Source organism: Paenibacillus sp. FSL E2-0201 (genome assembly GCF_037963325.1).
Lineage (GTDB): Bacteria > Bacillota > Bacilli > Paenibacillales > Paenibacillaceae > Paenibacillus_AQ.
The window spans coordinates 2,138,324-2,159,892 of sequence record NZ_CP150154.1 but is presented as its reverse complement, the minus strand read 5'-3'; the positions used below and the strand labels follow the sequence as shown (position 1 = coordinate 2,159,892).

20 protein-coding genes are annotated in these 21,569 nt (G+C 44.0%); 5 read left to right on the top strand and 15 right to left on the bottom strand.

Annotated features, from left to right (window positions below; genetic code table 11):
• Positions 1–53 precede the first annotated feature (53 nt).
• The 3 genes from NSU15_RS09340 to NSU15_RS09330 form a co-directional block, all read right to left on the bottom strand.
• Positions 54–1,157, bottom strand: a complete 1,104-nt coding sequence (locus NSU15_RS09340; RefSeq protein WP_042125877.1) for an HD-GYP domain-containing protein — start codon at positions 1,155–1,157, stop codon at positions 54–56.
• Positions 1,158–1,301: 144 nt separating this feature from the next.
• On the bottom strand, positions 1,302–2,129 hold the full coding sequence (locus NSU15_RS09335) for an undecaprenyl-diphosphate phosphatase (protein ID WP_042125875.1): 828 nt from the start codon (positions 2,127–2,129) through the stop codon (positions 1,302–1,304).
• 72 nt (positions 2,130–2,201) lie between these two features.
• Positions 2,202–3,641 (bottom strand): bifunctional UDP-sugar hydrolase/5'-nucleotidase, encoded by a 1,440-nt coding sequence (locus NSU15_RS09330; protein WP_339290036.1) that lies wholly within the window; start codon positions 3,639–3,641, stop codon positions 2,202–2,204.
• Between the two features lie 136 nt (positions 3,642–3,777).
• On the opposite strand from NSU15_RS09330, the gene NSU15_RS09325 reads away from it, so the two are divergent.
• The 3 genes from NSU15_RS09325 to NSU15_RS09315 all read left to right on the top strand — a co-directional run bounded on the left by NSU15_RS09325 (position 3,778) and on the right by NSU15_RS09315 (position 6,231).
• On the top strand, positions 3,778–4,491 hold the full coding sequence (locus tag NSU15_RS09325) for a molybdenum cofactor biosynthesis protein MoaE (protein WP_076121104.1): 714 nt from the start codon (positions 3,778–3,780) through the stop codon (positions 4,489–4,491).
• Between the two features lie 77 nt (positions 4,492–4,568).
• The gene (locus NSU15_RS09320; protein WP_042125869.1) at positions 4,569–5,609 is read left to right on the top strand and encodes an HD-GYP domain-containing protein; all 1,041 of its coding nucleotides are present in this window, start codon (positions 4,569–4,571) and stop codon (positions 5,607–5,609) included.
• Between the two features lie 373 nt (positions 5,610–5,982).
• A complete protein-coding gene (locus NSU15_RS09315; RefSeq protein ID WP_042125867.1) occupies positions 5,983–6,231 on the top strand; it encodes a hypothetical protein in 249 nt (82 codons plus the stop codon).
• A gap of 71 nt (positions 6,232–6,302) precedes the next feature.
• Here NSU15_RS09315 and NSU15_RS09310 read toward each other — a convergent pair whose 3' ends face one another.
• The 10 genes from NSU15_RS09310 to NSU15_RS09265 form a co-directional block, all read right to left on the bottom strand.
• Positions 6,303–8,162: an ABC transporter ATP-binding protein gene (locus tag NSU15_RS09310; protein ID WP_042125865.1), complete on the bottom strand. Its 1,860-nt coding sequence runs from the start codon at positions 8,160–8,162 to the stop codon at positions 6,303–6,305.
• Between the two features lie 5 nt (positions 8,163–8,167).
• On the bottom strand, positions 8,168–9,928 hold the full coding sequence (locus NSU15_RS09305) for an ABC transporter ATP-binding protein (protein WP_042125863.1): 1,761 nt from the start codon (positions 9,926–9,928) through the stop codon (positions 8,168–8,170).
• A gap of 467 nt (positions 9,929–10,395) precedes the next feature.
• On the bottom strand, positions 10,396–11,235 hold the full coding sequence (locus NSU15_RS09300) for an AraC family transcriptional regulator (RefSeq protein ID WP_076121106.1): 840 nt from the start codon (positions 11,233–11,235) through the stop codon (positions 10,396–10,398).
• Between the two features lie 242 nt (positions 11,236–11,477).
• A complete protein-coding gene (gene sufB / locus NSU15_RS09295) occupies positions 11,478–12,875 on the bottom strand; it encodes a Fe-S cluster assembly protein SufB (protein ID WP_042125862.1) in 1,398 nt (465 codons plus the stop codon).
• 24 nt (positions 12,876–12,899) lie between these two features.
• On the bottom strand, positions 12,900–13,331 hold the full coding sequence (sufU, locus tag NSU15_RS09290) for a Fe-S cluster assembly sulfur transfer protein SufU (protein ID WP_036684339.1): 432 nt from the start codon (positions 13,329–13,331) through the stop codon (positions 12,900–12,902).
• Positions 13,318–14,544, bottom strand: a complete 1,227-nt coding sequence (locus NSU15_RS09285; RefSeq protein WP_042125858.1) for a cysteine desulfurase — start codon at positions 14,542–14,544, stop codon at positions 13,318–13,320. The genes sufU and NSU15_RS09285 overlap by 14 nt, the downstream gene beginning before the upstream one ends.
• A complete protein-coding gene (sufD, locus tag NSU15_RS09280; RefSeq protein ID WP_042125856.1) occupies positions 14,541–15,842 on the bottom strand; it encodes a Fe-S cluster assembly protein SufD in 1,302 nt (433 codons plus the stop codon). Before sufD ends, NSU15_RS09285 begins: the two co-directional genes overlap by 4 nt.
• A gap of 27 nt (positions 15,843–15,869) precedes the next feature.
• The gene (sufC, locus tag NSU15_RS09275; protein WP_042125854.1) at positions 15,870–16,652 is read right to left on the bottom strand and encodes a Fe-S cluster assembly ATPase SufC; all 783 of its coding nucleotides are present in this window, start codon (positions 16,650–16,652) and stop codon (positions 15,870–15,872) included.
• Between the two features lie 310 nt (positions 16,653–16,962).
• Positions 16,963–17,424 (bottom strand): DNA starvation/stationary phase protection protein, encoded by a 462-nt coding sequence (locus tag NSU15_RS09270; protein WP_042125852.1) that lies wholly within the window; start codon positions 17,422–17,424, stop codon positions 16,963–16,965.
• Positions 17,425–17,668: 244 nt separating this feature from the next.
• Positions 17,669–17,971 (bottom strand): DUF1805 domain-containing protein, encoded by a 303-nt coding sequence (locus tag NSU15_RS09265; RefSeq protein ID WP_042125850.1) that lies wholly within the window; start codon positions 17,969–17,971, stop codon positions 17,669–17,671.
• A gap of 215 nt (positions 17,972–18,186) precedes the next feature.
• Here NSU15_RS09265 and NSU15_RS09260 point away from each other — a divergent pair, with 215 nt between their 5' ends.
• Positions 18,187–18,714 carry a hypothetical protein gene (locus NSU15_RS09260; protein ID WP_042125848.1) on the top strand — a complete coding sequence of 176 codons (528 nt, stop codon included), beginning with the start codon at positions 18,187–18,189 and terminating at the stop codon, positions 18,712–18,714.
• A gap of 168 nt (positions 18,715–18,882) precedes the next feature.
• Here NSU15_RS09260 and NSU15_RS09255 read toward each other — a convergent pair whose 3' ends face one another.
• Positions 18,883–19,266, bottom strand: a complete 384-nt coding sequence (locus NSU15_RS09255) for a DUF423 domain-containing protein (RefSeq protein ID WP_042125846.1) — start codon at positions 19,264–19,266, stop codon at positions 18,883–18,885.
• A gap of 169 nt (positions 19,267–19,435) precedes the next feature.
• On the opposite strand from NSU15_RS09255, the gene NSU15_RS09250 reads away from it, so the two are divergent.
• Positions 19,436–19,897: a hypothetical protein gene (locus NSU15_RS09250; protein ID WP_052414530.1), complete on the top strand. Its 462-nt coding sequence runs from the start codon at positions 19,436–19,438 to the stop codon at positions 19,895–19,897.
• A gap of 86 nt (positions 19,898–19,983) precedes the next feature.
• Here NSU15_RS09250 and NSU15_RS09245 read toward each other — a convergent pair.
• Positions 19,984–21,542 (bottom strand): IS3 family transposase gene (locus NSU15_RS09245; protein WP_139328618.1). Its coding sequence is split into 2 segments (ribosomal slippage): positions 19,984–20,909 and positions 20,909–21,542, totalling 1,560 coding nucleotides; the frame shifts between segments, so codons are not numbered across the junction.
• Between the last annotated feature and the right edge of the window lie 27 nt (positions 21,543–21,569).

Sequence of the window (21,569 nt, the reverse complement as noted above, 5' to 3'; positions counted from 1 at the left end):
CTCCGACATATCTTCGGACAAGCCTAATCTTCTCTCCACGCTGCTATAAATAATCAATTTGGTGTTTCCAGGGAATCACCTTGTTCCGCGACGTCAACGATAACAACGGAGAGGGCATTACTAAGATCTCGTTCAAACGGTACGACTTTCTCTCCTTCCGGTCCCGTAAGCACACGTACAGTGGGTCTGTGAGGCGTACTTGGATCTATTTTGACCACAACCCCGCTCTCCCCCGTACTGAGCTTTACCGTAAGACCGAGTGGGTAGATAGCTACACGATCTCTGAACAGCTCTAAATGCTTCTGTTCATACAAAGTACCGGAACCAACATAAAGGGCCTCAACGGCTTGATGTGGCAGCATAGCCTTTTTGTAGACTCTATTGGAAGTCATGGCATCGTAGGAGTCCGCTACACCAAGCCACTTCGCATATTCATGGATTTGGGGTCCAGTTAATCCGCGAGGATATCCGGAACCGTCAATGCGTTCATGATGCTGCAAGGCACAATGTGCTGCGAGCAGCGGGATATTCGGCTCCTCCTTTAGAATCTGAAACCCGATCTCAGTATGAGCCTGCATGTGGCGGAATTCTTCATCACTGAGCCTGCCGGGTTTCTGTACGATTTTTATCGGGATTTGTGTCTTTCCAATATCATGCAGCAGCGCACCTAGCCCAATTACTCGAAGCTCCTCTTTACTATACCCGTGAGCAATGCCAAGCACCAAAGTGTATAAGCAGACATTCAGGGAATGGACATATAAATAGTTATCAGCAGTGTGCATATCCATCAGCATGATCATCGGATCTTCTTGTAAAGACATATCGTCTAAAATGTTGTCCATGATCTTAGAAAATTTTTTGTCCAGATGATACAAACCCTTAGTAATTCCTGAAGCCCCAGACATTTGCTGAAATTGATTACGAATCACCTTTAGGGCTTGATTGCGCGTCTCATCCTGGAGTATACCAGTAATCACAATATCGTCCGTGACAGAATCCTCTATGTAGATATAGCCGATATCAATTCTAGCGAGACGCTTGATCAATGCATCCGTAAGCTCCACCCCGTCCGCGAGTAGAGTTAGACCTTCATCATTATATATTTTTTTACCTAATTTCATGCCTGCTTGAAGTTGATTCACGGATACTAAACGCACTAAACTCACTCCTGCCTTTAACGGTAAAATGCTATTCTGTATTGAAATCCTTGGGTCACACGCTTTGTCTATACCGTTTCTTTAGAAATTCAGACAGGTGTACCTTAAAGAAAATCAGATGTGTCCAGGTCTATGCCACGGGCATTAACGCATAATAAACAACCAGAATACAGCAGCAAGAATAAATCGATAAATCGCGAAATGCGTTAATCGAATCTTTTGAATCCATTTCATAAACAAAATGACTACTAAATATGCCACTACAAAGGAAATCAGAAATCCAATTACAAAATAACCAATCGTCTCACTTGTGAAGTTTTTATACGAATCCAGCAGTTCATACCCGGAAGCCGCACACATAATAGGAATCGCTATGAGGAAGGAAAAATCCGCTGAAGCCTTGTAACTGACCCCGCTTAACATCCCCCCAGAAATCGTAGAACCGGAACGGGAGAAGCCTGGCCAGAGTACCGAAATAATCTGATACAATCCAATCGCAAGCGCCTGTCCATAAGACAAATCATCCAGTTCGTGGGCAGTAATACGTATTTTTCGTCTGTTCACCCATTCTGCAACAATCATTAGAATCCCTCCGGCGACAAGCGCCCAGAGTACCGTCGAAGCTCCAAAGAGGCTTTTGATAAAATCGCGGGCAAAAAATGCCACAGCAAGTGCTGGGGCAATTCCAAGAATCACATGAATTAAGTTCAGACGGGCTGCCGGCATAACGCCTCCTCTGCCTGAACTACTACGTCCAATCCCTAGTAAATTAAGTACTCGCTTGCGGTAAACAAGTGCAATCGCCAAAATCGCCCCTAGTTGAATTACAATTTCATAAGTCTTCATAATCGAATCTTGCTCAGCGAAACCTAATAGCTTCGTAGTCAAGATCATGTGTCCGGTCGAAGATACAGGAATAAATTCAGTGATCCCTTCGACAATTGCTAAAATAATAGCTGTGATCGTGTCCATAACGTCCTCCTATTTTTGGGAATCTAGCACTGTTAAATGGAGTCTATAAGTGTAGATTGTGAGCCGCCAGGCTTATTCAGACTTAGCCTCCCAGCGAGTGAGCATGCATTCATCGAGGCTGTTTGGACGTTGTAACTCCATCCTTAAGAGATCGCGCAAAAAATGAGGCAATAAAAACAACGCATCCTTCCCATTCGCGATCGTCTCATAGCCGGCTCTGAAAGTAAACATGTCTAGCGTACCAACATTATACTCTCTTTCATCCTCCAGCGGGTTTCCTTCGACAAAAACTGCAACACTCTTATCATACGGTATCATCCGTGGGTCGTACAAGATTTTTAATCCATCTACTGCCAAACTGCCCAGATGATTCCCTCGGAAACCGTACCCGTAAATGACCTTATTATAAAACTCCTCTGTAAGACTCTGTTCCAAAGCTGTCCGAATATCTATACCCTTCAGCTTAATGATGCAAGTATTGATGGGAGAAGGACATAGTGCGTGCAGCATCCCAGTCGTAACCTCACCTTCCGGCAATGGTCCTAGTAACTGACCCGTGTTGACTAATGACAGACTAGTTCCTGTAAATCTACGTACAGCTTGTGCCAAAAGATTGCCAAAGGGAGACTCTCCCTGCAAGCTCAAAGGAAGCTCACGGTCAGTAATCGCAACGATCGTCTGAAGAGATTCTTGACCATGCTTCAAATGAATAGCCACTGCAGGACCTATAACCTCCTCCTTCAGAAGGGGGTCAATAGGAATACATTCACCCGCCACTAATCTGAAATCAGACTGAGGATCTAGTCGCTCAAATTGAAGGCGCCCGAGATACCGACCGAATTTCCCGGCACCGCATACAGCAGTCCCATTAATCATAATAGGCTCCTCTAACAGATGATGCGTATGTCCACCAAGAATGGCATGAACGCCCTCTAGCCGCTCTGCCAACATTTTATCCGTAGGAAGTCCAAGATGAGATAGAACGATTAATATATCCACCTGTGGTGCTAAAAGTAGGCATTGTTCCCGGAGCGCTGTCTCAGGATCTAAAGCATCCCAGCCCAAAAGGGAATAGAACGAAGTAAATGCCGCTGTTGCTCCGGTCACTCCTATTCTAATTCCATCCTTCTCCAAGATCGCATGACGCTGCATCCAGCTTGGTGGCTCCCCAGTCGAAGACTCCACAAAATTACAGCATACTACCGGACACTGTAACCCGGAAAAAATGGATGACAACATCTCCTGAGAGAACGTAAGCCCCTCATTATTGCCAATGGTTACAGCATCATATCCTGTTAAGTTTAATACGTCGATGTTAGCCTGACCCATAGTGCCTTCTGTCTCGACAGCTGCACGATCCATATGATCACCAATATCCAGCAGCAGTACAGGCTCTTCTCCCGCTGCAGTCCTTTGTGCGAATATTTCCGCTGCCACCGGACTTACCATCTCAAAATGGCTATGTATATCATTGGTATGAAGTATGGTCAGTCTTTGCGGCACATGCCCCATAAGCTACATTCCCCCTACCCTAGAGCTGCTCTTTAATGAAGCAGTCGGTGCGTGATCTTATAGAGCCTAGCATAACATTTTCAGACACATTATGGTATATTGAAGACATCAGAACATACATCAGAGGAGAATAAAAATGCATATTACTATCCGACTATTCGCGGGTCTGGCTGAGACCATCGGCTCTTCTTCTCTGTCCTTCCAAACGACTGAGATTCCCTTAACAGCCGGCAAACTAAAGGAGCTTCTATCCGTCTCTTATCCGGCTGCAGCATCCCAAATTGGGGCTTCTTTAATTGCCATTGACCGGGAATATGCTCCTGATGATTCTATCATCACAGCGTCTTCCGAAGTCGCACTTATTCCTCCAGTTTCCGGGGGAGAGAACGGCACTATATATGAAACTACTACTGATGGTCTCTATATCATAACGGACCAGCCTTTAAATGCGGAGAAGCTTCTAGATGCCGTTCTTGACGTCAATCACGGTGCATCCTTATTATTTATCGGCACGACCCGTGAAATGACCGGAGAACAACGGACAACCGCACTTCATTATGAAGCTTATATTCCTATGGCCTTAAGTAAGCTGGAGGAGATTGGCATAGAGGTCAAGAACCGCTGGGACGCAAACTGCGCCATATCTCACCGCATTGGGCTTGTAGGTTTAAAGGAAGCAAGTGTTATCATTGCCGTCTCCACACCCCATCGCGATACCTGCTACGAAGCCAGTCGCTTTGCCATTGAACGATTGAAACAGACGGTTCCCGTTTGGAAAAAAGACATTAATGAATCGGGCCAATATTGGGTGGACTCTGATCAAAAAGCTAACGAGACAATCCACAAATAATCTTTTCTCCTTTTTGATTGAAAAATCTGAACTTTGTTGATATTCTGGATAAAATCGGATAAAAGGTGGCATAGGCATTGAGAGTACACGTCTCGGATCTAAAACCTGGTAATCACCTTAACGCGGACGCGTATAGTTCTAGGGGTTTACATGTATTACCAAAGGGATCACTGCTCCAAATAAATGATATCGCCAAGCTGATGCAGCTTGGAGTTGATTATGTTGATATCGAGACGTTAGAGGAAGAGGTATCCCCCCTCAGCAGACCTTCAATCATTCAGACGGTGACCACTAGTTTTGATACTATGATTGACGGCTTCGAGTCTCTTTATATGGAAGCGTTATTAAAAGGAAGCTTCAACCAATCCGTGGTAAACGACATTCTTCAGCCTTCACTTCAAACTTTGGACAAGCATAAAGATGTAGTGTCCCTCCTGCTTTTGCTGGATCGGGAAGATAACTATACCTACAATCACTCCCTTCAGGTAGGGATGCTCTCTTATTATATTGCGATATGGCTTGGTTATTCCAAACAAGAATGTTATGAAATTGGTCGTGCAGGATATTTGATTGATATTGGAAAATGCCGAATTTCACCCTCCCTGTTGAATAAACCAGGCAAGCTAACACCAGATGAGTTCGAGGAAATCAAACTACATACTAAGTACGGCTACGAAATCATACGTAATTCCATGGACGATTCTTACACAGCTTTGGCTGCTCTCCAGCATCATGAGCGTGAGGACGGCTCTGGCTATCCGAGCGGTCTAACCAAAACCGATATTCATCCTTATGCACAAATTGCAGCTGTAGCTGATATCTATAGTGCGATGACTTCTAAACGAGTCTATCAGTCGAAGCAAGAGCTGATTTCCGTCCTGCGTGAAATAAACAATCTAAGTTTCGGTAAACTGAACGCTAAAACCGTTCAAGCTTTTATCCAGCATTTAATGCCCAATTTCATCGGCAAGCGTGTGTTGCTGAACACAGGTGATATTGGCGTAATTATTATGAACAATCTGGTCGATATTTTCCGTCCACTGGTACAAGTTGACGGAATGTTTGTGGATCTTTCCCGCGAACGGAACGTTGCCATTGTAGAAATTTACATGGACTAGGGCACTTCGATTCATGATCCCCCCTTTTCTTTCGGGGGGATTTTTTCTGTTGTATTTTGTGTAATCAATAATAGTAAAATGCCCTTTAATAGCACATTTTTGAATAACAGTTGCACAAAGTGCAATAGATGTTATTTTGTGAGCGGTAAAGGAGCTTTCTATTGTAGATACTGCAACAGAAAGCTCCGAATCCAGAATGCTAATTCCGTACCTTCCTTTATCAAACCTTCCTTTAAATATCCCACAGTTTCTCCCATTGCTCGAAATCCTTAATCATTTGTAACCTTCCTATCATTATTCTCATGATGATTGAATTACAATTTACTTGGCTAGACTAATATATGGCTTAACTATTTCCAGGAGGTAAAAGAGTATGCTTCCAGTCCATGAACGTCTTGCCGAGCTCTTCACTCTAAGTCGTCTACGCCAGCTTACAGCCTCCGAAGAAACGGAACAACAGCAATGCCTTCAGGTGAATGCCACTTACTGTTGGGAGATGGCCCGACTGCAGAATGAAATACTGTTAGCAGAACAAACAACGGATACACATTGGCATCAGGATATTTGTGCCCAAATGTTTGAGCTACGTGTAACGGGTAGGTTGCCCAAACGCCCGAAATAATTGAATCTACGATATATAAAACAGCCCACTCCTCATTTGCTTTCGCAAGGGGAACGGGCTGTTGTTCTGAGCTATAGGAAGCGGAACTGCGCTTCTATCAAACCGTTATACACACCATCACGTGACGTCAGTTCTCGGTGGGTTCCTTCTTCTTTGATTTCACCGTGATCCAGAACGACGATTTTATCCGCATGGCGGATGGTAGATAGTCTATGGGCCACGATAAAGGAGGTCCGGCCCTGAAGTAAGATTTTGAGTGCCTCCTGAATCTTAAGCTCCGTCTCTGTATCGATACTGGCTGTAGCTTCATCAAGGATCAGAATCCTTGGATTCGCCAATAGTGCGCGGGCAAAGGAGAGCAGCTGACGCTGTCCCATGGACAAGGCGCTACCGCGTTCTTCAACCTCTGTCTCATATCCTCCTGGAAGCTTCATAATAAAGTCATGGGCATCTACTGCTTTTGCAGCATTTTCCACTTCTTCATCGGTAGCATCCAGTCGACCAAACCGGATATTATCGCGAATCGTTCCTGAGAAAATAAAGGTATCCTGCAGCACGATTCCGATCTGCCTTCTCAGACTGTCCAGTGTGACTTCACGGATATCTTCACCGTCAATCGTAATTCGTCCGCTCTTAATATCATAGAACCGGCCAATCAGGTTAATAATCGTACTTTTCCCTGAGCCAGTATGACCCACAAGCGCGATTGATTGCCCCGCTTTTACATCCAGATCGATGCCTTTTAAAGCCGCACGACCTTTTTCATATTCAAAGACAACCTTATTAAAGTTAATATCTCCACGAATCGTTTCTAATGGCTTAGCCCCTGGATTATCTTGAACCGAAGGCTGCTCATCCAAGTATTCAAAGATCCGTTCCGAGGAAGCCATCGCTACAAGCAGCTGATTATACATCTGGCCCAGACGGTTAATCGGGTCCCAGAAGTTGCTGACGTAAGAGCTGAATGCTACCAGCATACCGACTGTAAGTTCACCGGATTGGATCAGATAAGCTCCCAACCAAAAGAGGATCATCGTTCCAAAACCACCAGTGATCTCGATCATCGGCCCGAAAGCTTGGTTCATTGCAGATGCTTTATTCCAGGACTTTTTGCTGTCTGTATTCATAAAATCGAAATAATTCATATTTTCACGTTCTTGTGTATAAGCCTGTGTGACTCTGATCCCCTGAATCGATTCATTCAAGTGTGAATTAATTCTGGAGTTCTTCATCCGCACATCCTGCCAAGCGATCCGAATCTTCTGACGCAGCTTAGTAGAAATAAAGAACATGATCGGAACCGTAACCATTACTACAAGACCAAGCTTCCAGTTGATCAATAACAGAATTATGGTAATTCCAAGAAGCTGCACACAGTCAATCATTAGATTGACTACCCCGTTCGTGAACAAATCCTGCAGTGAGTTGATATCATTCGTCACACGGACTAATACCGAGCCTGCTGGGCGTTTATCGAAGAAGTTAAAAGAGAGCTTCTGGATATGCTTGAACAAGTCAGAACGCAAGTCATAAATGACTCTTTGTCCAATGATGTTCGTGTACTTAATTCGGTATACACCTGCAATCCATTGAATGAGATATAAGACAATCACACCTGCCGTTAGCGAATAAAGAAGTGTTAAGCTGGGATTCCCAACCTTAGGTGCTATGGCACGGTCGATAGCTAAACTTGTCAAGAAAGGAACGGTCAGCTTCGTAATGGTTCCCAGAATCATCATGATAGAAACCAGTGGAAGCATCTGTTTGGCGTAAGGCTTCATATAGCTGAATAATCTGGTGAACTGCTTCCAGTCAAACGCTTTGTCGATAACATCATCATCTTTGTACACGAAACGTTCATCAAGTGTCTGCTGCTCGGCTGCTTTACGCTTTGCTCCCGTAGCGGTGTTCTGTTTGGCTTCAAGTTTCATATGCCTCACTCCTCCCCTCTTCCGGTAGCTCTGGCCAGATAGTCAGCATATTGTATCCGGTATACATCTTGGTATGGACCCGGAACTTCAATTAGCTCTTGATGGGTACCACGCTGCTGAACACGACCTTCATTCATGACAATGATTTGGTCAGCATGTCGCAAGGAGGATATCCGATGGGCGATAATAAGTGTTGTACGCCCATTCATGACCTCTTGGAAACCAGCTTGAATCTCATGCTCTGTTTCCATATCGACGGCACTAGTTGCATCATCGAGAATAAGAATACGCGGATTCTTAAGCAATGCTCTTGCGATGGCAATCCGCTGCTTCTGTCCACCAGAGAGACCCATTCCGCGTTCGCCTACTACAGTGTCATAACCGTCTTCCATCTCCATAATGAAATCATGCGCCTTAGCCAACTGCGCAGCACGGATAATCTCTTCCATGCTTACATTTTTCAAGCCATAAGAAATATTGTTGCGGATGGACGAGGAGAACAGGAATGTTTCCTGGAATACAGTGGCAATCTGTGACCGCAGGCTGCGCACATTGTATTCTCTAATATCAATGCCATCCAGCGTAATACTACCTTCATTTACATCATAAGCACGCATCATCAGTTGAGTAATTGTAGATTTACCTGAACCTGTGCCTCCAAGAAATCCAATAATTTCACCTGATTTAGCTTCAAAATGAATATCAGTAACCGCAGGCAATTTGTTCCCATATGCAAATGTCACGTGATTAAAGGCAACATCCCCCTTAACCTCTGAAGATACCAGTTCACGAGCATTCTCTTTATCCTTCACATCAATATTCTGGTTAAGTACTTCTAATACACGTTCTCCCGATGCCTTGGACTGTGTATAGTTATTAATATGGAATCCAAGACCCCACATCGGTCCAATGATATACCAAATCAAGCTGAAAAAGGCAACCAGTTCTCCTAGTGACATTTTCCCCTTGATAACTAACGTCCCGCCAACTCCAAGCAGAATAGCTGCACTGATTGAAGCTAAAAACTCCATCGCCGGGAAAAACTTACTCCAGAGCTCTGCCGCAAAAATCTGATTATTCTTATAACGTTCATTACGGTGTGAGAATTTCTCTACCTCGTGAGCCTCTCTGGCAAACGATTTAACCGTACGCACACCGGTAATATTCTCTTGTACAGCCGTTGTCAGAGAACTGAGCGCAAGACGCATCTCTTGAAAGGCTGGGTGAATCTTCGATTCAAATTTTAGGGCTATAAACGCCAGAATTGGCATCGTAATCAGAGTTACTAAGGTTAGCTGCCAATTAAGCGAGAACATCATAATTGAACCAAAAAACACCATAAAAAACACATTGAGCAGCTGAGCAAAACCAAAACCGATAAAGTTCCGGATCGCTTCCAAATCCCCGGTCAGCCGGGACATCAGATCTCCTGTTTTCGCGGTATCATAATAACGGAAAGATAGAAATTGCAATTTCTCATAACAAGCGTTACGTAGCCGGTATGCTAGAAAATTACCTAACCGTCCTCCAAAAAAACCATGTGCAAATTGCAGACATGCTTTTACAATTACTACCGCTAACACACTAAGGGCTAACACGGGTACCTCATCAAACTTTAGGGGTACAATTACATCATCGATCAGTCTTCTTAACAAATTGGGGGTAATTAGCCCCACTGCAGTTGCGGCGGCCAAGCATACAATCGAAAGAATTAAATAGTGCAGCTTCTCTCGGTAATAGCCTCGCAGTTGCCTGAGAACATCCATATCTCTCCTCCTTAGAGCTTTACGAAGTAAAGCGGCTTCGTAAGCATTGGCTTAGAGCTTTACGTAGTAAAGCTGTTTTTTAGCGCTTACAATTTTAGTGACTTTAAGCAGTGTATCATCCCTAATTTAAAGCGGCAAAGGGTAGATTTGATCGTTTATCCTGTTATTTCGGAAAAAAGCCCCATATATAGGTGATAAACGACCATCATTGTCTTAAAATACTCGAGTTTCCTCCTTAATGCTGTTGAATTAAGAAAGATCATGATTCTTGTCAAGATCAGGTCCCTCAAAGAAAGCCTTTATCAGGTTTTTTACATAAAATTTGGATTAAATCCTTTCGATAGAAAAATTCCCTCCGATTCCCAAATGAATCGGTCTTGTTGGATTAAATACAAATGACCCACAAGAAGGACACTCTTTTTCAAAGTGTTTAACTTGTAGGTCACATTTGGGCGCCCCTGAAGTAACTATTCTATTGGAAAATAAAGATCCATGTATTCCGAACCGTTGATCTCCAGTTTCTCTTCCAGCCAAAAGCGTTCCTGATCACAAGAGGTTTTGTAGCCTCTGCTGTTTACCCATCCGGCAAGCTTTTTCCATCCTAACGGAATACGCTCAAAAGGGTCAACCATCGGCTCGGTAATCCGCAGGATTGCATATTTACAGTCCTCAACATCTTTAAATTTAAGCCCCGATTCAAGGTGATAAGGCTTTTCTTCTACAACTACCCAATATTCGTAGCCCCGTAGCCCTTCCTCTTGATCCTCATCACTAACAGGAATATCAAAACCAAATTGTCTTGCATCTGTCTTAATTCCAGTCTTCTTAGCCCATTCAGTGACAGAGTTAATGACCTCATCTTCAGGATTATCACTGACCCTTACCCCACTCACTACCTTCATTGCGCCCAAGCTGCCTATCGTAACGTCACTTAAATAGTCCACTTTAATTCCTCCGCGTAATTGGTTTATTTGTTCATTTAGCAGCGGTTTTGGAGGCAAGGCATATCTTACATTTCTGCAACTACTGGGTACTTGACCGAACTCCTGCTGAAAGGCTCTACTAAATGATCTCTCTGAGCTATAGCCGTAGTCCAGCGCAATGTCCAGAATTCTTCTGCCATTAATGACATCAACCATCGCATAACCCAACCGTCTCCTGCGAACATATTCCATTAGAGTGACATCAAGGTGGATACCAAAGATCCGATGAAAATGAAATTTGGAGAACCCTGACCGCTGCGCACATTCCTCAATGGAAATCGGACCTTTTAGATTTTCTTCGATGTAATCAATAGTTTCCTGCAAACATTCTAGATAACCCAGCTTCTTCACTTCCTCGTTGCAACGATTGATTTTATTATAATCTTAACCTCCGTCCAGAACAGGACATTTCTTGCTGCTTCCATAAGCTTACTGTTCATTGACTAAATTTTGACACAAAAAAAATACGTATCCGAGTGACTTGAGCATAAAAGCCTCAAGACCACTGCGAATACGTATTTGATATTAACTATTAGAGTGAAGCCGATACCCCTTGATAAATAAGGTTAACCGATACTTCCTTCCATTTCGAATTTGATCAAACGGTTCATTTCGACCGCATATTCCATCGGCAGTTCTTTCGTGAACGGCTCGATGAAGCCCATAACGATCATTTGAGTCGCTTCAGCTTCTGTGAGGCCGCGGCTCATCAAGTAGAACAACTGCTCCTCAGAAACTTTAGACACGGTCGCTTCGTGCTCAAGCACGATGTTATCGTTCATAATTTCATTGTAAGGAATAGTATCCGAAGTGGATTCGTTATCCAAAATGAGCGTATCACATTTGATGTTCGATTTCGCACCCTCTGCCTGACGGCCGAAGGAAGCAAGACCACGATAAGTTACTTTACCGCCGTGCTTACTGATCGATTTCGATACAATAGTGGATGTTGTATCTGGAGCCAGATGGATCATTTTGGCACCTGCATCCTGATGCTGGTTTTTACCCGCTACCGCAATGGACAGTACTGAACCTTTAGCGCCACGGCCTTTAAGAACCACCGCAGGGTATTTCATAGTCAGCTTGGAACCGATGTTGCCATCGACCCATTCCATCGTAGCATTCTCTTCTGCAACCGCACGTTTAGTAACGAGGTTGTAGATGTTAGGAGCCCAGTTCTGGATTGTAGTATAACGAACGCGAGCGTTCTTCATACACAGGATTTCAACAACTGCACTATGCAGGGAGTTTGTGCTGTAGATTGGAGCTGTACATCCTTCTACATAATGCACAAAGCTGTCTTCGTCCGCTAAGATCAAAGTACGCTCAAATTGTCCCATGTTCTCGGAGTTAATACGGAAGTAAGCCTGCAAAGGAACCTCGCATTTCACACCCTTAGGAACATAGATGAAGCTTCCGCCTGACCAAACGGCACTGTTAAGTGCAGCAAACTTGTTGTCAGCAGGTGGAATGATCGTTCCGAAGAACTTCTTGAACAATTCCGGATGTTCACGAAGTGCAGTGTCGGTATCTGTAAAAATTACCCCTTGATCTTCAAGGCTCTTCTGCATGCTGTGGTATACAACCTCAGATTCATATTGTGCCGAGACACCAGCGAGGAATTTTTGTTCCGCTTCTGGGATACCCAGCTTATCAAAGGTTTCTTTAATTTCAGAAGGCACTTCTTCCCAAGTCTTTCCTTGCTTCTCGGAAGGTCTTACATAATACTGGATATCATCGAAATCGAGATCATCCAAATTGCCGCCCCATTTTGGCATCGGCATTTTGTAAAATTGCTCTAGAGATTTTAAGCGGAAGTCAAGCATCCACTGTGGTTCATTTTTGATTGCTGAAATTTCTTTAACAATTTCGGCCGTCAAACCTTTACCAGACTGGAATATCGACTTATGTTCATCACGGAACCCGTACTGGTATTCTTCCATATCAGGCGCTTTCTTAGCCATGGTGTCAGCCTCCTTGTTCTACTGTTATTTATGTTGCTCTTCTTCGTCAATTCCTTTACGAAGCGCGTTCCAAGCCAGTGTAGCGCATTTGATCCGCGCAGGGAATTTATTCACACCCGATAGGGCTTCAATATCTTCATAATCTCCAAAATCCACGTCTTCACCCTTCATCAGTAAGGAGAAGTTATCGGCTAGTTCAAGCGCACGTTCAACCGTCTGTCCTTTGATCGCTTCAGTCATCATCGAAGCCGACGACATACTGATCGAACAACCTTCACCGTTATAGCGGGCATCTTTTACAATTCCATCTTCTACCTTAAGCTGAAGTGTAATACGGTCACCACAAGTTGGGTTATTCAGTTCAATTTTCAGAGCATCATCTTCAAATGAACCACGATTCCGAGGACTTTTATAATGATCCATAATTACGCGTCTGTACAAGTCATCCAAGTTCATAGCCGAAGTACTCCTTTGTCTTGATTAAAGCGTCCACCAGTCGATCTACATCCTGCTCTGTATTATACAGGTAAAAGCTCGCCCGTGCTGTAGAGCTAGCTTCCAGCCAGCGCATCAGCGGCTGACAGCAGTGATGGCCAGCACGGATGGCAATGCCCTCCGCATCTAACACTGTAGCGACATCATGCGGGTGAACGTCACCCAGATTAAAAGTAACAACGCCAACTTCACGACTCATGGGACCATAAATGGTCAAGCCATCAATTTCAGATAGACGCTGCTCTGCGTATGCTGCAAGCTTCTTCTCATGGCTGTGAATCTCATCCATACCGATTTCCTGTAAGAAATCTACGGCTGCACCTAATCCAACAGCACCAGCAATGATCGGTGTACCTCCCTCAAACTTCCAAGGGAGTTCTTTCCATGTCGATTCATAGAGACCTACATCATCAATCATTTCGCCACCAAACTCAACAGGCTCCATGGCTTCGAGTAGTGCTCTTTTGCCGTACAAAGCTCCAATTCCAGTCGGTGCTAGCATTTTATGTCCGGAAAGTGCATAGAAATCACAATCCAGATCTTGCATATCGACCTTCATATGAGGCGTGCTCTGTGCACCGTCTACGACAATGACCGCACCGTGACGATGAGCAATAGCCGCAAGCTCTTTAATCGGATGTGTAACTCCCATAACGTTAGATACATAAGCGATAGCAACGATCTTGGTTTTATCCGTAATCGTCTTCTCAGCATCTTCAAGTGTAATCGTTCCGTCGGGCTGCAACGGTATATATTTTAATGTAGCACCTGTCTTCTTAGCTAGCTGCTGCCAAGGAATCAAATTACTATGATGTTCCATCAGAGTGATGACAATTTCGTCGCCTTCACCCACTGCAGATGGCCCGTAAGAAGAGGCTACAAGATTTAGAGCAGTGGTCGTACCGCGCGTAAAGATAATTTCTTTAGTGCTGCGGGCGTTAATAAACTTAGCTAGCTTCTCCCGGGCTCCCTCGTAGGCATCTGTTGCACGGCTGCCTAGAGTATGAACGCCACGGTGAACGTTGGCGTTATCCCACTCATAATACGACTTGACCGCCTCAATCACTTGGCGAGGCTTCTGTGAAGTAGCAGCACTGTCTAGATAGACTAGTGGATGCCCGTTCACATTTTGGTTCAGTATGGGAAATTGCTCCCGGATGGCGTTGCTAATCATTGACCTAACTTCCTTTCCACAAGAGATTGGAGCTGATTGCGCAGTCCCTCTAGTGGAATTTGCGACACAACAGGAGCCAAGAAGCCATAGATGATCAGAGTTTCTGCATCATGCCGTGTAATTCCGCGGGACATCAGGTAAAAGACTTGCTCGTGATTGACCTGTCCTACGGAAGCGGCATGGCCTGCTGTAACATCATCTTCATCAATCAGCAGGATCGGATTGGCGTCACCACGGGCTTTTGGACTCAGCATCAATACTTTCTCCGTTTGCTGACCGTCGGCTCTTGTAGCACCTTTCTCGATCTTGGTAATTCCGTTAATGATAGAAGTAGCATTATCACGCATAACCGCACGAGTGATCATGTCACTTGGGGTATTTTTGCCGAAATGCTGAGCTTGAGTAGTGTAATTCAGTTTCTGTGATCCCGTACCTACAGCAATTACTTTAGCATCCGAGCTAGAGCCATTGCCTTTCAGTACAGACTTGGTATCACTTGCTGTATCACCATAGTTCATCTCACCAACAATCCATTCGATGGTTCCGTCATTCTCAACAACAGCACGGCGGTAAGTTACATCTGTTGTATCTACGCCCAGCTGATGTACTGTAGCATAACGAACTTTAGCACCTGCACCCACGAATACTTCTACAGCACCATTGTGCAATCCAGCTTCCTCTTTATCCGACACGTAGTTGTCTACGTATGTCAGGGAACTGTTAGTATCCGCTACAATCAGAATGTGAGGAACAAATGAAGCTTCCGCATCATCTGTTAAGAGCACCGCCTGAAGTGGAGTTTCAACCACTACATTCTTAGGAACATAGAGGAATACTCCACCGTTCCACAATGCTGCATGAAGCGCAGCGATAGAATGCTCGTCAGGCTGAATTGCCTTATGCAAGTAACGTTGTACCAAATCTCCGTGCTCTTTAACAGCCGTTTGCAAATCGGTAAAAATAACACCTTGTGCTGCAAGCTCAGGAGCCAGTCGTGTATATACTGCACCAGAGTTACGTTGAATAATCAGACTGCCTTCTTCCTGATCCTTGATCAAGGAGGAAATGGAAGCAGGTGCATCCTTCAGTGAAGCAATAGGTTCGCTTGCTTTGTAGCTACCATAATTGTTCACGTTCCAACGATCAATCCGTGTCTTCTCTAATTTAGGCAGTGTCAGAGTAGCTGCCAGTTCAAGTGCTTTCAAGCGGCTTTCTTTCAGCCAACCCGGTTCGCCGCTACTATGCGATAATTCGCTCAAGCGCTCGGCATCCACCGGAAGAATGGTCTGTGTCGTCATAAGTGTTCTCCTCCTTCCTGGCGTTTCTTACGCTTCTTGCCCTACTGTTTCGTCTTCAATTCCAAGTTCCTCTTTAATCCACTCATAGCCTTCAGCTTCCAGACGTTGTGCAAGCTCAGGACCGCCGGATTTCACAATTCTGCCCTGCATCATAACATGTACAAAATCAGGTTTGATGTAGTTCAAGAGACGTTGATAGTGGGTAATAACTAGGAAGCCGCGATCTTCACTCCGCATGGAGTTTACGCCTTCAGCTACAATTTTCAAAGCATCAATATCAAGACCAGAGTCAATTTCGTCCAGAATCACGATTTTTGGATCTAGCATCATCATTTGAAGAATTTCGTTACGTTTCTTCTCACCACCGGAGAAGCCTTCGTTCAGGTAACGGTGTAGAAACTCAGGATTCATGTCCAGTTCCTTCATCTTCGCTTCCATAAGACGGATAAAACGAATCAAAGAGATTTCGCTTCCCTCTTCACGACGGGCATTAATGGCAGAGCGCAAGAAATCGGAGTTCGTTACCCCGGAAATTTCACTCGGATACTGCATAGCAAGGAATAGACCTGCACGTGCGCGTTCATCAACCGCCATCTCCAGAAGGTCTTCACCTTCAAGTGTTGCCGTTCCTTCAGTTACTTCATATTTAGGGTGACCCATAAGTGCGGATGCCAAGGTACTTTTACCTGTACCGTTTGGTCCCATAATGGCGTGAATTTCGCCACCTTTCATTTGAAGGTTAATCCCCTTCAAAATCTCTTTTCCCTCAATCGTCGCTTTAAGTCCCTCAATGACAAAATCTGCTGCCATAATATTATTCCCTCCATTGATCGATTTGCGAAATCAAAAGTTGTATTGAAACAGGATGATCCTGATTCCCAGCACAATTAGATTCTATATCACATTATAATTATTATAAATTGAATCACAGTGATTATCAATGATTCTCAACAATTTTATAACAAACCCTGTTTTTTTACAAATATCTCTTTTTATTTCCCCTATGATATACCGTATAATTCCGCTATTTTCAGCGCTAATCACCCATACAGATTTTTGAGCGGCCTAACGCAAAAAATAAGACCTCCCGCAGGAAGCCTTATTTCATCCGCTTTATCGTTTAGCTAAGGTAAGAACGCAGCATCCATTGATGTTTCTCAAGATCACCACGAATTTTTATAAACATGTCAGATGTTGGCTGATCCTTAATTTCCTCGGCAAGCTCAATACCTTCTGTCAATTCTTCAGAAATGGTAGCGAAGTCTTCAATCAGTGACTGAACCATTCCCCGCGTATCCTCTTTACCGGTAGCTTCTTGTATCGTTGCCAATTCTAGATATTCTTTCATCGTCGCAGCTGGACTTCCTTTGATGCTCAGCAAACGTTCTGCAACTTCATCCATTTGGAGGGTCACTTCATTATATAGATCCTCAAATTTCACGTGAAGTGAGAAGAATTGTTCTCCTTTTACGTACCAATGAAAATTGTGAATTTTAACGTACAATACATTTAAGTTAGCAACCTGACGGTTCAAAATTTGTTCCAGTGAAGTTGTGTTTACTTTATTAGATGCTTTAGCCATGATATGATCCCATCCTTATCCTTTATATTTACCGGTTCACTTCATCTTTCGTCCGGCAGTAACTTGTCTATTCTTAATTTACCCCTTAGCATGTATGACGAAACAAGGAGAACCCTTCCATAAACCTTCGATTGAAATTATTAACACTAAAGACACTACCGATTACGTTAAAATTCTAATCCTTGCAAAAAAAACACAAGAGGCCCAAGGCCTCTTGTGTTTTGGATTTCGTAAGATTGTTCAGTCAGATCATAAGAAGCAATGCATCCGCACCTGTCATGCCTGGTACGATACCTAAACGCTCCGCTTCTAAGGTTACAGACTCCAATGGGGCAGCTAACAGCTGTGACAGTGTTCGTACACCAACTGCCCGGGCTGCGATAATTTGCCGATCACTGAGCTTCTCATTGAGCAGGCCAACATCCAGCGCACCACACATTATATAACCTCGGCTTGTGCTGATTGAGAGCAGCGTTGTTTTCGGAAGCTTAACCTCTACTCCGATCAGCGTATGTTCACCTACGGTAATAGGCTCCATGGTAACCAATAGCAGCACCTCCTTTATTAACGATCCACGTTGTATATGTATGCTCCACGCCCTGCTGATGTGCGGTTGGTAGTCCTAGGCTTTTCGTAAAAAACACAGTACCTTGGTCCCATTTTCTCTAGTGTCAGGTATATGATTATTACTTGTTTAATGTTATAGTTTATTTACATTCTTATAATTGTAAAGGAATGTTCAAACGAAAAGCTGGGGGATCTATGGACGAGAAACTACAACACACAGACGGCAACTATTTATTCAATGTCGACATCCTGATTAATGCCCGTACCAACCCGCTTGCATTGCAATATCTGCTTGAAATGTTGAACAATAATGACAAAATCACAGATTTCAACATTAACTCCGGTCTTGAATTGGGGAGAACCATTGACAGCTTGCTTCGTTCTGCCAAAATAGCCTTGAATCAAAGCTCTGCTCCTCCCACTTCATTAAAGCTGCCACCAAAGACCTCTAAGAAGCAGCTCGATAAACCGATAGATAAACAGGCAGATTTGCCTGCACAGCAGTCAGCTATTGAGACGCCAGCTGATGCATACGGGAAGATTCGACAGTACATTCAGAACAACCAATTAGTACGTTTACGAGCGAATCGGTACGGGAAACAAGTGTCCATGCCCTGTCGGATTTTAAATTTTGATGAAGCAGCCAACTCTATTAGTGTCTATCACGTGGATGAGAAACAGGTATACCGCTTTAATCTAAATGAGATTGACGAATTTCTGTAAGCGCATGCCTTTTATGCAAATAAGCACCCATTCTCTTAGAGAGAATGGGTGCTTATTTGCTGTTATCAAAGTCGCAATAGCCCTAAAACGGAGCTACTACCTCTTTGCACTTACTACGATCCCTTCATTTTCACGCAATGCCCAAATCCTGCTGGTCATTCTTAACGTCTAGAGCGTAGTTTTACGGGAGAATGCCTCTAGGGCTAGGAATAACCAACCCATAATAAAGCATACGCCACCAATAGGTGTAATCGCTCCAAGCACTTTAATCCCTGAGATACTCAGAACATACAAGCTACCTGAGAACAAAATAGTTCCTGCTATTAACAGACGTCCTGCCCAGCGTAACCGGGTGCTTTCTCCCCATTGCCCTACAATCAGTGCAATTAGAATCACACCAAGTGCATGTATCATGTGGTATTGCACACCGGTCTCATATACCTTCATATAATCTTCAGTGATCCTTGACTTTAGTAAATGAGCTCCGAAAGCACCTATTCCTACTGCCAGCATAGCTAGCAAAGCCCCCCAGGCCATCAATTTCCGTTGCATACCAATACAACTCCTTACTATTAGACTTCTTCTATCATAAACGATTGCAGGTTGCTTTTTCCAGCAGCCATTTACGAATTAGCCACAATCAGGGGTTGCTTTTTTAGCATCTATATGAAAAAGTGGATATTAACAACATTTCATTCTTATCTCTCAAGGAGTGCAACCCATGGACCTTAATTCTCTCTCAAAATCTAATGTGCCTACAGCAGAGGTAGGAAATCCCCAACCTTATCCGAGTCAACCAGATGTGGATTCTCAGTCTTCGTATCAAAAAGTAGATCGTGACTTACAACACTCTGGACCGGGTATTGCTTCTTTCATCATCAGCCTAGTGACCATTTTAGGTTATGCAGCCCTCTTTCTCTTCATTATTATGAAGGCTTCTTCAATGGTTAACGAGAACTCGAATCTACTAGCCGAATCATCGCAGTCCATCATGCTTCTCGGAATGACTGTTATTATTCTTTCAGCTCTAAATGTAATTGGTGTTGTCATCGGCATTATAGGACTCTCTATCCGGAAACGGCGTAAGGTGTTTGGCGTTATAGGCACCCTCATCAACGGTATGATTATCCTACTCTTTATGCTTCTTATTACTATTTTCTTAGTCAATGCTGGGACGCTATAACGTTTATTTCAAAATCAAAGATAAAAAGGCTGTTCCTGAAATGAACTGCACCCCGTCAAGTAGACAGTACAAAAAATAAAAGTAGTTTAAGCGGCCTTAGTCCTAAATTCAATGGGACTGAGGCCGTTTAATTTTGCCTGTAACCGTTCGTTATTGTAAAAGTGAATGTAGGTATCAATATCTGTTTGGAGTTCTTCAAAGGTCTGGTAGGTATGTAAGTGGTACTTCTCACATTTCATTGTTCCCCAGAAGGATTCCATCGGCCCATTGTCAATGCAACAGCCTACTCGGGACATGCTTTGCTTCAGTTGTGAATCGTCCAGCATCTTCTTAAAATGCAGAGAGGTATACTGGAAACCGCGGTCGCTATGGAGTAAGGTTCGGCTCTCCGGCGCTGCCTGTAATGCTAATTCCAGCGTGTTAAAAACTAGCGAATTATTATTGGAATGGCCCAGAACGTAAGCAACAATGGAATTGTCATACAGATCTTTTATTGCACTTAAATACGCCTTCTTACCCTTGCCGTATTTGAATTCAGTTACATCCGTTACCCATTTTTGGTTTGGAGCTTCCGCCTCAAAATTACGGTTTAGCACATTCTCCGCGACCTGCTGAGGCGTGGAGCCTACATACTTCTTTCTCTTTCTGCGGATGACAGACTGGATACCTTGGCGTCTCATGAGTCGGTATACTCGTTTTGCGTTAATAGATTTGTTCATTTGTCTGCGCAAATGCAGGGTCAATTGACGATACCCAAAGGTTCGTTCCACCTTCTCATACAAGAGAAGCATAGCCTCTGTCAGTTTCTCGTTTTCGGTCTCTCGGGAACTAGGTTTGCGATTCAACCATTTATAGTAACTTGACCGTGAAATCCCTACGATGTCACACATAAGTCGAATGGAGCAAGACTGTTCCTGTTGAACGGCTTGAATGGCCAGGTAGATGTTCTCCTGGCGAATGGTTCTTAACGTCTCCTCCTTTCGAGTTCCTCTAACTTTTTTAGAAAAGCATTCTCCGCACGCAGGCGTGCATTCTCGTACTCCAGCTTTTGCATCGCGAGTTTGTGGCGAGCTGCTTCCGTAAGTTCTTCGGGCGCTTTAGTACGTCCTCTGCCGTCACGTAACGCCTCTTCACCGCCTGCTTCGTACTTCTTTACCCAGCTATATATTTGTTGGTAAGACACGTGGAAATGGCTTGCCGCCTTCGTGTAGTCTTCTCCGTTCGAAAGGCAGTACAGCACGATATCTATCCGTTCCTGCCAAGTGGTTACGCGTCCTTTGGTCATAGCTTTAGATCCTCCTGAATGAGCTGTTAAGCTGTTGCTATGACCATTATACTTCCTAATCCAGTTGGCGAGTTGGGTTGAACTTGCAATCTTATACTTGCAGATGATTTGGTTTTGTGACAATCCTCCCTCGAGATAATCCTTAACGGCATGGAGTTTAAGTTCTGCGGAATACGTACGGTTGTGGCTTCGAACTTCCAGCCCTTCGTACCCATACAATTGATAACGTTGCCGCCACTTCACTATAGAGTTTTTGGATAATCCATACTTTCGGGCCGCAGCTTTCAAACCAATGTCGCCCCGTTCAATTTCTTGGAGAACCGTTAATTTTTCGAGTGCCGTATACTTCTTTTGTTCCATAAAAATACTCCCCATACAGCAGCAGGT

Excerpts from the sequence above, each read along its gene's own strand:
- NSU15_RS09335 (WP_042125875.1), bottom strand. The coding sequence starts at position 2,129 with ATGGACACGATCACAGCTATTATTTTAGCAATTGTCGAAGGGATCACT.
- NSU15_RS09330 (WP_339290036.1), bottom strand. The coding sequence starts at position 3,641 with ATGGGGCATGTGCCGCAAAGACTGACCATACTTCATACCAATGATATA.
- NSU15_RS09325 (WP_076121104.1), top strand. The coding sequence starts at position 3,778 with ATGCATATTACTATCCGACTATTCGCGGGTCTGGCTGAGACCATCGGC.
- NSU15_RS09315 (WP_042125867.1), top strand. The coding sequence starts at position 5,983 with ATGCTTCCAGTCCATGAACGTCTTGCCGAGCTCTTCACTCTAAGTCGT.
- NSU15_RS09310 (WP_042125865.1), bottom strand. The coding sequence starts at position 8,162 with ATGAAACTTGAAGCCAAACAGAACACCGCTACGGGAGCAAAGCGTAAA.
- NSU15_RS09305 (WP_042125863.1), bottom strand. The coding sequence starts at position 9,928 with ATGGATGTTCTCAGGCAACTGCGAGGCTATTACCGAGAGAAGCTGCAC.
- sufB (WP_042125862.1), bottom strand. The coding sequence starts at position 12,875 with ATGGCTAAGAAAGCGCCTGATATGGAAGAATACCAGTACGGGTTCCGT.
- sufU (WP_036684339.1), bottom strand. The coding sequence starts at position 13,331 with ATGAACTTGGATGACTTGTACAGACGCGTAATTATGGATCATTATAAA.
- NSU15_RS09285 (WP_042125858.1), bottom strand. The coding sequence starts at position 14,544 with ATGATTAGCAACGCCATCCGGGAGCAATTTCCCATACTGAACCAAAAT.
- sufD (WP_042125856.1), bottom strand. The coding sequence starts at position 15,842 with ATGACGACACAGACCATTCTTCCGGTGGATGCCGAGCGCTTGAGCGAA.
- sufC (WP_042125854.1), bottom strand. The coding sequence starts at position 16,652 with ATGGCAGCAGATTTTGTCATTGAGGGACTTAAAGCGACGATTGAGGGA.
- NSU15_RS09270 (WP_042125852.1), bottom strand. The coding sequence starts at position 17,424 with ATGGCTAAAGCATCTAATAAAGTAAACACAACTTCACTGGAACAAATT.
- NSU15_RS09260 (WP_042125848.1), top strand. The coding sequence starts at position 18,187 with ATGGACGAGAAACTACAACACACAGACGGCAACTATTTATTCAATGTC.
- NSU15_RS09255 (WP_042125846.1), bottom strand. The coding sequence starts at position 19,266 with ATGCAACGGAAATTGATGGCCTGGGGGGCTTTGCTAGCTATGCTGGCA.
- NSU15_RS09250 (WP_052414530.1), top strand. The coding sequence starts at position 19,436 with ATGGACCTTAATTCTCTCTCAAAATCTAATGTGCCTACAGCAGAGGTA.